General features: G+C 44.0%; 1 protein-coding gene. It reads left to right on the top strand.

Annotated features, from left to right (window positions below; translation table 11 throughout):
* The coding region (locus AAC147_RS09380; RefSeq protein WP_231571679.1) for a DNA methyltransferase at positions 1-677 on the top strand (677 nt) is incomplete at its 5' end.
* Positions 678-707: the final 30 nt, after the last annotated feature.

Here is a 707-nt window from a genome sequence, read left to right as displayed (position 1 = left end):
ATAAAACGTTTCCGTCAGTATTTGGCGATAAAGAAGCCGTTGAAGTGACTGCCGGTGTATTTGAGTGTAAGGATGGGGTCTTGGCCAGTGAAGTTACGCTAAAGGCGGGCTGGACAATGAAGAACCAAATTGAAAACTGGCTGTCAGGGAATGAGACTTTTGACTCTAAAGGACAGCAGGTTGTTGAGTTCTTTTTCAAACAGAACGGTGTTCTTCAGTATGTTAAAAAACGCGGCACCGAACACCCGAAAACAATAATAACCGGTTTTACCACGAAGCAGGGAAGTCAAGAGGTTGAAGCCCTTCTCGGTTCTTCTGTTTTTGATTATCCCAAGCCGACAGGATTAATTGAGCACTTAATGAAGGTCACGGATAGCGAAGATATCATTCTTGATTTTTTTGCAGGAAGTGGTTCTACCGGACATGCGGTGTTGAAACAAAACAAGAAAGATGGCGGCAGAAGAAAGTTTATTCTGGTTCAATTGCCGGAGCCTGTCTCAAAGAATGCGGGCGCAACAGCGTATTGTATCAGGGAGTCAATACCCGAATTGATTTCCAGAATTACCCTCCAAAGGATCAGAAAAGCCATTTTAAAAGAAGATAAAACGCAAGGTGTTAGGTTTTTCAAATTAGACCAGGCAATCCTTGAACCCGATCATTACAACTCACCGGGGTAACCCTTGTTCACCCCACGGACGCCCATTATC

Origin of the sequence: Xenorhabdus sp. NBAII XenSa04, from assembly GCF_963866145.1 — a bacterium.
In the GTDB taxonomy this organism is placed as follows: Bacteria; Pseudomonadota; Gammaproteobacteria; order Enterobacterales; family Enterobacteriaceae; genus Xenorhabdus; species Xenorhabdus indica.
Note: the sequence above shows the minus strand (reverse complement) of the source record. Positions and strands in the feature narration are given on the sequence as shown.